This is a genomic window from Xanthomonas sp. LMG 12459 (assembly GCF_009192905.1).
Lineage (GTDB): Bacteria > Pseudomonadota > Gammaproteobacteria > Xanthomonadales > Xanthomonadaceae > Xanthomonas_A > Xanthomonas_A sontii.
This window is the reverse complement of the sequence record NZ_NSGT01000130.1, coordinates 1-8,592: the sequence shown is the minus strand read 5'-3', so window position 1 is coordinate 8,592 and position 8,592 is coordinate 1. Positions and strand designations below refer to the sequence as shown.

General features: G+C 71.4%; 7 protein-coding genes and 1 pseudogene. 4 read left to right on the top strand and 4 right to left on the bottom strand.

Annotation, left to right across the window (positions count from 1 at the left end; translation table 11 throughout):
- The coding region (locus CEK65_RS21280; RefSeq protein ID WP_223875791.1) for an isoaspartyl peptidase/L-asparaginase at nt 1–386 on the bottom strand (386 nt) is incomplete at its 3' end.
- A 261-nt stretch (nt 387–647) separates the two neighbouring features.
- A pseudogene (locus CEK65_RS21275) lies at nt 648–1,172 on the bottom strand (cyanophycinase); the annotation flags it as partial.
- A 352-nt stretch (nt 1,173–1,524) separates the two neighbouring features.
- On the opposite strand from CEK65_RS21275, the gene CEK65_RS20775 reads away from it, so the two are divergent.
- The 3 genes from CEK65_RS20775 to CEK65_RS20765 all read left to right on the top strand — a co-directional run bounded on the left by CEK65_RS20775 (nt 1,525) and on the right by CEK65_RS20765 (nt 6,290).
- On the top strand, nt 1,525–2,097 hold the full coding sequence (locus CEK65_RS20775) for a sigma-70 family RNA polymerase sigma factor (protein WP_017911627.1): 573 nt from the start codon (nt 1,525–1,527) through the stop codon (nt 2,095–2,097).
- The gene (locus CEK65_RS20770) at nt 2,078–3,136 is read left to right on the top strand and encodes a FecR domain-containing protein (RefSeq protein WP_152182856.1); all 1,059 of its coding nucleotides are present in this window, start codon (nt 2,078–2,080) and stop codon (nt 3,134–3,136) included. Before CEK65_RS20775 ends, CEK65_RS20770 begins: the two co-directional genes overlap by 20 nt.
- Before the next feature lie 118 nt (nt 3,137–3,254).
- Nucleotides 3,255–6,290, top strand: a complete 3,036-nt coding sequence (locus tag CEK65_RS20765) for a TonB-dependent receptor (RefSeq protein WP_226980668.1) — start codon at nt 3,255–3,257, stop codon at nt 6,288–6,290.
- 302 nt (nt 6,291–6,592) lie between these two features.
- Here CEK65_RS20765 and CEK65_RS20760 read toward each other — a convergent pair whose 3' ends face one another.
- Complete coding sequence (locus CEK65_RS20760) at nt 6,593–7,147, bottom strand: lysophospholipid acyltransferase family protein (protein ID WP_017915508.1); 555 nt, start codon at nt 7,145–7,147, stop codon at nt 6,593–6,595.
- 51 nt (nt 7,148–7,198) lie between these two features.
- Complete coding sequence (gene arfB / locus CEK65_RS20755; protein ID WP_152182854.1) at nt 7,199–7,630, bottom strand: alternative ribosome rescue aminoacyl-tRNA hydrolase ArfB; 432 nt, start codon at nt 7,628–7,630, stop codon at nt 7,199–7,201.
- 164 nt (nt 7,631–7,794) lie between these two features.
- Here arfB and CEK65_RS20750 point away from each other — a divergent pair, with 164 nt between their 5' ends.
- Nucleotides 7,795–8,319: a DUF2059 domain-containing protein gene (locus CEK65_RS20750; protein WP_017915507.1), complete on the top strand. Its 525-nt coding sequence runs from the start codon at nt 7,795–7,797 to the stop codon at nt 8,317–8,319.
- The last annotated feature ends 273 nt before the right edge of the window (nt 8,320–8,592 follow it).

Below are 8,592 nucleotides of genomic sequence, written 5' to 3'. Positions count from 1 at the left end.
GCGCCATCGCCGACCAGCATCACGTGCTCGGACTGGTCCATCACCGCACGCGCCAGTTCGATCGGGTTCTTGACCCGGTGCACGCCGGCCACCGCGCCGGCCTTGCCGGTGCGCCCGTCCATGATCGCCGCGTCCAGTTCGTTGCGGCCGTCGTGGGTGAACACCGCGCCCTTGCCGGCGTTGAACTGCGGCGAGTCCTCCAGCACGGTGATCGCCGCGGCGACCGCGTCCACCGCCGGCTTGCCCTGCGCCAGCAGCGCCTGCCCGGTGCGCAGCGCCTTCTCCATCGCCGCGCGCGCCTCGGCCAGGTCGGCCGGGCTGCTGCTGGCACGCTCGACGCCGGCGCCGCCATGGATCACCAGGGTGGTGGCGGGAATCTCGCGCATGCGCCCGTCCTGCACCGCGTAGTAGCGGTGGAAGACCGGTGCCTCGACGCGGCCGTCGGGCAGGTGCAGGGTGGAACCGGGGCCGACCCCGACGGTCTCGATGCGGGCGGCCTGCAGCGGCTGCCCGGCCGGGGTGGGCGGTTGCAGCGGCCCGGCGACCACGGTGGCCACGGCCTGCGGATCGGTGGCATAGACGCGCGCGGTACCGTCGCCCTCCACCGCCAGCGCGGCGCTCTCGTCCACGCCCAGGCCGATCAGCGGCTCCCCCTTGGGCGCCAGCGTGGCGGCCTTGGCGCGGAACGCGAACAGGCGGCCGAGGCGGTCGCGCTCGCGGAAGTGGGTATCGGTGATGACCCGCTTGAGCAGGTCCAGGTGCAGGAAGTCGGTCTCGATGGTGACCGCCGGCCCCAGCGGATCGGCCAGCGCCGCCGGGCTGGTGATGCTGCCGCCGTCCATCGAGCCGTACAGGTACTCGCCCAGCATCGCCAGGCCGGCGCTGGTGCCGCCCAGCGGCTTGCCGGCGCGCACGTGCGCATCCAGCGCGTCGGCCACCGGGGTGTTCTTCCAGTAGCGCACGTAGCGCGACTGGTCGCCGCCGGCGATGAAGATGCCGTCGGCGCGGGCCAGCGCGCGCAGCAGCGCCGGATCGCTGGAGGCGCCGCGGCCGCTGAACACGAACGTCTCGACCGAGGCCACGCCGCCGACCTTGCGGTAGAACTCCTCGCCCACCTCGTTGGCCTGCGAGGCGCGCAGCACCACCACGTGGCCGTGCCCGGCCTTGGCCATGAACCAGCGCAGCGCGTCGTAGTTGCGGTCGCCGCCCCCCATCAGCAGCAGGCCGGGCGACACCGGGCCGGGTGTGGGCGCGGCCGGATCGCCGACCAGGTACTGGCGGTAATCGCGCGCGACGGCGGGCGTGGCCAGGCACAGGCCCAGCAGCAGCGACATCCAGGGCCGGAACATGCCGACGGAACGGGTCATGCGGATCTCCTCGGGAACGGGGCGGGCAGGCGAGCGTGCGGCTCGTTGCTGAGAGGGGACGAACGGCGGCACGGCTTCCCCCCGCCGCCGTCACCCTCCCACGTCGGCGCGCGCGGCACTTTCCCGCACGCACCGGCGATCGGCTAATGTGGGATCCATGTCCGCTTCCCTCGACGATTGGTTCGTCCAAGAAATCCTCGTCCACGAGCAGGCGCTCAGCGGCTACCTGCGGCGCTGCTGGCCGCATCGCGAGGAGTGGCACGACCTGCGCCAGGAGATCTACGTGCGCGTCTACGAGGCCGCCGGCAAGGCCCGGCCGAGCCTGCCCAAGTCGTTCCTGTTCGCCACCGCGCGGCACCTGATGACCGACCGGTTGCGCCGCAACCGGGTGGTGTCGATCGAGGCAGTGGGGGATCTGGAGTCGATGCACGTCCTGATAGACGAGCTGTCGCCGGAACGCTGGTGCGGCGGACGGCAGGTGCTGGGCCGGCTGGCGGCGGCCTTCGACCGGTTGCCGGACCGCTGCCGCAGCGTGGTCTGGCTGCGGCGGGTCGAGGAACTGCCGCAGAAGGAGGTGGCCGTGCGCCTGGGAATCAGCGAGAAGAGCGTGGAGAAGCACGTGGCCCGGGGCATGCGCCTGCTGGCCGATCATTTCCATGGCGACGAGGGCGCGGCGGCGCCGGCGAAGCCGATGCAGGCGCGGGCACGCGATGGACAGCAGGTGGATTGAGGCGCGTGCGGCGGCCTGGCTGGCGCGGCGCGACCGCGACGACTGGTCCGACGCACGGCAGGCGCGCCTGGATGCCTGGCTGGCCGCGGCCACCGCGCACCGGGTGGCGTTCCTGCGCCTGCAGGCCGCATGGCAGGAGAGTGGGCGCCTGCAGGCGCTGGGCGCCGGCCAGCGCGATGGGCAGGTGCCGGAACGCGGCCGCTGGCAGGGCCTGGGCGGCCGCAGCACGCTGGCGCCGGCCGCCACGGCCGCCAGCGCCGCGCCGGACCTGCGCGGCCTGCGCTTCGCCCCGCGTCCGCGTGCGCCGCGGCGACGGCGCTGGCCGGCGGCGCTGGCGGCCGCGCTGCTCGGTGCCGCGGTGCTGTCCCTGGTCTGGCGGCATGCCGTCGAACCGGTGCCGACCGCCTATGCCAGCGTCACCGGCCAGCTGCGCCCGGTGGCCCTGGCCGACGGCTCGCAGGCCACGCTGAGCAGCGACAGCCGCATCGCGGTGGCGCTGTCGCGCGCGCAGCGGCGCATCGACCTGCAGCGCGGCGAGGCGTTCTTCGCGGTGAGCAAGGACCCGGGCCGGCCCTTCGTGGTCGACAGCGGCGCGCGCCGGGTGGTGGCGGTGGGCACGCGCTTCGCGGTGCGCCGCGAGGCCGATGCGCTGCGCGTGGTGGTCACCGAAGGCACGGTGCGGCTGGAATCGGCGGGCGCGCCGCAGGCGCCGCCGCTGCTGCTGCATGCCGGCAGCATCGCCCAGGCCGGGCCGCACGGGGTGCTGGTACGCCGGGTCGCGCTGGCCGAAGCCGAGCGCACGCTGGACTGGCGCAGCGGCTACCTGAGTTTCGACGACACCCCGCTGCAGGCGGCGGTGGCCGAGTTCAACCGCTACAACACGGTCAAGCTGCAGGTCGCCGACGCCGGTGCCGCGGCGCTGCGGGTCGGCGGCAACGTGCGCTGGTCCAACGTCGATGCCTTCGTGCGCCTGCTCGAACAGGGGTTCCCGATCCGCGCCGAGCGCCACGGCGATACGGTGTTGTTGCACAGCCGGTAAGCCGTCCCGCGCCGCGCCGGGCGGGCGCGGCGGCGGGGGGATTTGTCGGTCTCGTTCGTCTGGAGCTACTGAGGCGCGCTCCGCGCCCGTTTGGGGAGAAAACTCGATGCGGTATCCGATGCGTGCCCTGCTGCTGAGCATGGCCTGTGCGAGCGCCTGTGCGGCGCAGGCGCAACCCGCTGCCGTTGCCGCCACCGGCACGGTGGACGTCCCCGCCGGCCCGCTGCGCGCGGCGCTGGACACCCTGGCGCGGCAATCCGGCGCGCAACTGATCTACCGCGCCGACCAACTGGGCCAGGCCCGCAGCGGCGGCGCGCACGGCCAACTGGACACCGCGCAGGCGCTGCAGCAGGTGCTGCGCGGCAGCGGCTTCGTCGCCCAGCGCGACCCCTCCGGCGCGTGGCTGGTGCGGCGCCAGGAGCCGGCCCCGGCCCGCGCGCAGCCGGTCCGTGCCGCCGCGCCGGCGCCGGCCGCGGCGGCCGAGGCGCCGGTGGCGCAACTGGACACCCTGCGCGTGACCGGCTCGCGCATCCCGCGCACGCAGGTGGAAGGCCCCGCGCCGATCAGCGTGATCAGCGCCGAGCAGATCAAGGCCAACGGCTTCACCTCGGTGCCGGACGTGCTGCGCGCGATGACCCAGAACGGCGGCGAGACGCAGAGCCCGCAGTCGGCCAGCGGCGCGGACTTCTCGCCCGGCGCGCAGCAGGTGGACCTGCGCGGGCTCGGTCCCAACCACACCCTGGTGCTGGTCAACGGCCGCCGCATCGCCGACTTCCCGATGCCGTTCAAGGGCCGCAGCAACTTCACCGACATCTCCAACATCCCGCTGGGCATGATCGACCGCATCGAGATCCTGACCGGCAGCGCCTCGGCGATCTACGGCTCGGACGCGATCTCCGGCGTGGTCAACTTCATCCTCAAGAAGCACGCCGACGGCACCACGCTGGACTACCGTTTCGGCGACACCACTCGCGGCGGCGGCGAGAGCTTCAACCTCAGCCTCAGCAGCGGTTGGTCGCGCGGCAACTTCGACGCGGTGTTCGGCGCCGAACTGGTCTCGCAGACGCCGCTGTGGGCCTACCAGCGCAGCCGCCAGGACAGCACCCTGGACGGCCCCACCGCACGCTCGCAGGTGCCGCGCCGCACCTTCCTGCGCACCGACGGCAACGACGACTACCTGGACCCGGGCGCGGACACCTGCGCGGCGGTGTCCGGCCTCAACGGCGGCAGCACCGGCTACGCCACCCGCCCCGGCTACGGCGCGTTCTGCGGCAGCAGCGCCTCGATCGGCTACGGCACCATCACCAACAAGCGCCGCGGCCTCAACGGCTACGCCTCGCTGCGCTACGCCTTCGACAACGGCAGCGAGTGGTTCGCCGACGTGCAGGTGGGCTACCACGAGCTGTCGCTGTTCCGCGACGTGACCCAGTGGGGCTACATGGCCCCGGACGGCAACGAGCAGGGCTATTTCTACAACCAGGCCACCGACCAGGTGGAAGCCTGGGGGCGCCAGTTCAGCCCGGAAGAAATGGGCGGCCTCAACGCCGGCACCATCCGCACCCGGCAGAAGACCTTCAGCGTCACCACCGGCTTCAAGGGCCACCTCGGCGCGGACTGGGACTACGAGACCAGCCTCAGCCACTCGCAGTACCAGGCCACGATCAGTTGGCCGCAGATCGTCGCCGCGCGCGCCAACGCGCTGTTCCTCGGCCCGCAGCTGGGCGTGGACGAAGACTCGGGGCTGCCGATCTTCAACGCCGACCCGCAGCGCCTGTACACACCGCTGAGCCGCGCCGAGTACGACAGCATCGCCCAGCGCACGGTGTATCAGCCGCGCTCGCGCACCGACACCCTCGCCTTCACCGCCACCAACACCGCGCTGTTCTCGCTGCCCGGCGGCGATGCCGGCATGGCGGCGACCGCCGAATTCGGCAACCAGGCCTACAACCTGCGCCCGGATCCGCTGGCCACGCAGTACTACTACTACAGCTGGAAGGACTCCGACGGCCACGGCAGCCGCAACCGCTGGGCGTTGGCCAGCGAGCTGCGCCTGCCGGTGCTGTCGACGGTGTCGCTGAGCCTGGCCGGGCGCTACGACCAGTACCGCTTCGCCGGGCGCTCGCTGGGCAAGTTCACCTACAGCGGCGGGCTGGAGTGGCGGCCGGTGGACACGCTGCTGGTACGCGCCTCCTACGGCACCGCGTTCCGCGCCCCCGACCTGCACTACGTGTATGCCGGCCCCGGCAACGACGAGACCACCGGCGTGGACTACTACCGCTGCGCCAGCGAGGAACCGGGCGTGGCGATCCAGGACTGCAGCTACAACGAAGAGGCGGTGATCCGCGGCCGCAGCGGCAACCGCGCGCTGAACCCGGAGAACAGCACCTCGTGGACCGCCGGCCTGGTGTGGTCGCCGATGGCCGACCTGGACCTGTCGGCGGACTACTTCAACATCGACATGCGCGACCAGGTGCAGGACCTGCGCGTGGACCAGGTGCTGCGCGACGAGGCCGACTGCCGCCTCGGCGTGCTGCAGGCCACCTCCACCACCTGCCAGCAGGCGCTGGCACGGGTCACGCGCAGCGCCGACGGCCGCCTGTACGGGGTCTACGTCAACCCGATCAACATCGCCCGCGAACGCACCAACGGCATCGACCTCAGCGCGCAGTACCGCCTCGACACCGGCATCGGCACCTTCCGCCTGAGCGGCAACTACACCTGGGTGCGCCGCCACGACATCCAGGTGTACGCCGGCGAAGCGATGGTGGACGAGTTCGCGGTCAACAGCGGCTACGACATCCCGCGCACCAAGGCCAGCGCCAGCGTGTCCTGGGAGCGCAACGCCTGGACCGCGACGCTGCACGGCGAACGCCTGGGCCGCCTGCCGACCTCCGATTCCTACGACCAGGTCTACGACCCGGAGAGCGGCGACAGCCCGTGGATCGGCGCCACCTACCGCTACAACGCCTCGCTGCAGTACCGCTTCACCGACCACGCGCAGTTGTCGCTGACAGTGACCAACCTGTTCGACAAGATGCCGCCGCACGACCGCACCTATACGTCGTACCCGTACTACGACGTGTCCTGGTTCGACACCGTGGGCCGCAGCGTGTACCTGCAGTACACGCAGAAGTTCGGCGGCAGCGCGCTGTAGCGCGGGAGTCAAGGCCTGCATGTGGGAGCGGCGTCAGCGGCGACGAGCGAAAGGTCGGCTGACACCGTCCGTCGTCGGGACTGAAGTCCCTCCCACAGTGCAGCCCTCAAGCGATCCTGGCACCGCACTTGTGGGAGCGGCTTCAGCCGCGACGAGTGAAGCCCAAAGCCACCTGGTACATTGCTGCGTCGGGACTGAAGTCCCTCCCACAACAACATCCGACCCATGCGCTGCTCCTACGGCATCGGTTGGCGCCGTGGGGCAAAACGGCGGATGGCGCCGCCGTCAGCCGCCGCTGCCCGTCACAAGGTATCGCGGTGCTTGCCGCGCCACGGCCGGTACCATTCGCGGATCGCGGCGATGTCCGCCTGCATGTCCTCGCCGGTCCACACCACCTCGCCAAGGCCGACGGTGCGGCTGGGGTAGTCGAAGTACACCGGGAAAATCGGCACCTGCGCGCCGTGGGCGATCTTCCAGAACCCGGTCTTCCACTTCTCCACACGCTTGCGCGTGCCCTCGGGGGTGATCACGTACCACATGCGTTCGGCGCCGCGGATCAGCGCCACCGCCTGTTCGACCACGCCGCGTGGCGAGTTGCGGTCCAGCGGGATGCCGCCGAGCCTGCGCAGCAGCGGTCCCAGCGGCCACCAGAACAACTGGGTCTTGCCCAGCACGCGCACCTCGAAGCCGACCGCGAACTTGACCGCGAAGCCCAGGAACCCGTCCCAGTTGGACGAATGCGGGGCCACGATCATCACCAGCTTGGGCACGTTGGGAAACTCGCCCACGACCCGCCAGCCGGTCAGCCGCAAGGCGGTGCGGCCGAGCCAGCGCATGAAGCGGCTGGGCCTGACCATCGGCATGTTCGGGGGCGCTGCGGGCAGGCGGTAATCGCGTTCGGTCAAAAGTCACTCCCAGCGGCCGGGCGAGCGGCCGTGTTTGATCTGGCTGCGCTCGCGCTTGGCGTCCAGGCGTCGCAGCTTGGCGCCGTGCGAGGGTTTGGTGGCGATGCGCCGCTTCGGCACCGACAGCCCGGCGGCGATGAACTCGGCCAGGCGCTGGCGCGCATCGTCGCGGTTGCGGTCCTGGGTACGGAAGCGCTGCGCATCGATCACCAGCACCCCGTCGGCGGTGATGCGGCGGTCGCGCCGCGCCAGCAGGCGCGCACGCAGCGGCTCCGGCAACGACGGCGAGCCGGCCAGGTCGAAGCGCAACTCGACCGCGGTGGCGACCTTGTTGACGTTCTGCCCGCCGGCGCCGCTGGCGCGCACGAAGCGCTCGACGATTTCGTCCTCCGGAATCGTCAGGCTGCTCGAGATGTGGATGGCCCCGTTACCCATGGCGCGGATTGTAGGGTATTCGCCGGACCGCCCGGTTTCCGCGTCGGCGCCGCCTGAACGAGCCAGGGAGCGGACGCCGGCCGGTCGCACGTCCCCACGCGCGGCGGCGGCGGCGCGGCGATTGCCGTATTCTGGCCGCCGGTCATCGTTCTGCAGGATGCTCCATGCCCCCGATTCCGCGCTTCTTCCGTTGGCCGCAGCGCCTGCTGCTGGCCTTGCTGCTGGCCCTGGCCGCCCTCCCGGCGCTGGCCGAACCGCCCACCGATGCCGACGTCAACCGCCTGCTGTCGGCCTCGCGCGCGCAGAACATGCTCGACACCATGCTGCCGCAGATCGAGGCGATGCAGCGCCAGCAGTTCGCCCAGCTCACCGCGCAGCACCCGCTCGACGCCGCGCAGCAGCAGAAGCTGCAGCAGATCCAGGAGCGCACCCAGGCCACCGTGCGCAAGGCGCTGTCCTGGCAGGAGATGCGTCCGCTCTACGTCAACCTGTACAAGCAGACCTTCTCCAAGCAGGACGTGCTGGCCATGGCCGAGTTCTACGAGAGCCCGGCCGGCCAGAGCCTGCTCGACAAGACCCCGCAGCTGATGCAGAACCTGATGGGGGCGATCCAGCAGAAGATGACCCCGCTGTTCGCCGACCTGCAGAAGGACCTGGAACAGACGGTCAACGCGCCGCCGGCCAAGTAACGCGGCATCGATTTTGCGCTGTCGTAGGTGCGGCTTCAGCCGCGACCGGGATGCGTCGGGAACGCCCGGTCGCGGCTGAAGCCGCTTGTGTCAAATAAGGGTCTATCGTTGTAGGTGAGAGCGGAGTGCGGCAGGCCGTTTAGCCGCAGTGCCAGCAAGCACGAGTAGGAGTCAGCGCCGCCGCACTCCGGTTCTCCTGCCTGACAAGCCCGAACAGTTGCCCGACTGACGAGCTCGAACTACTATAGCATGCGCCGCGGCAGCGAGCCGATG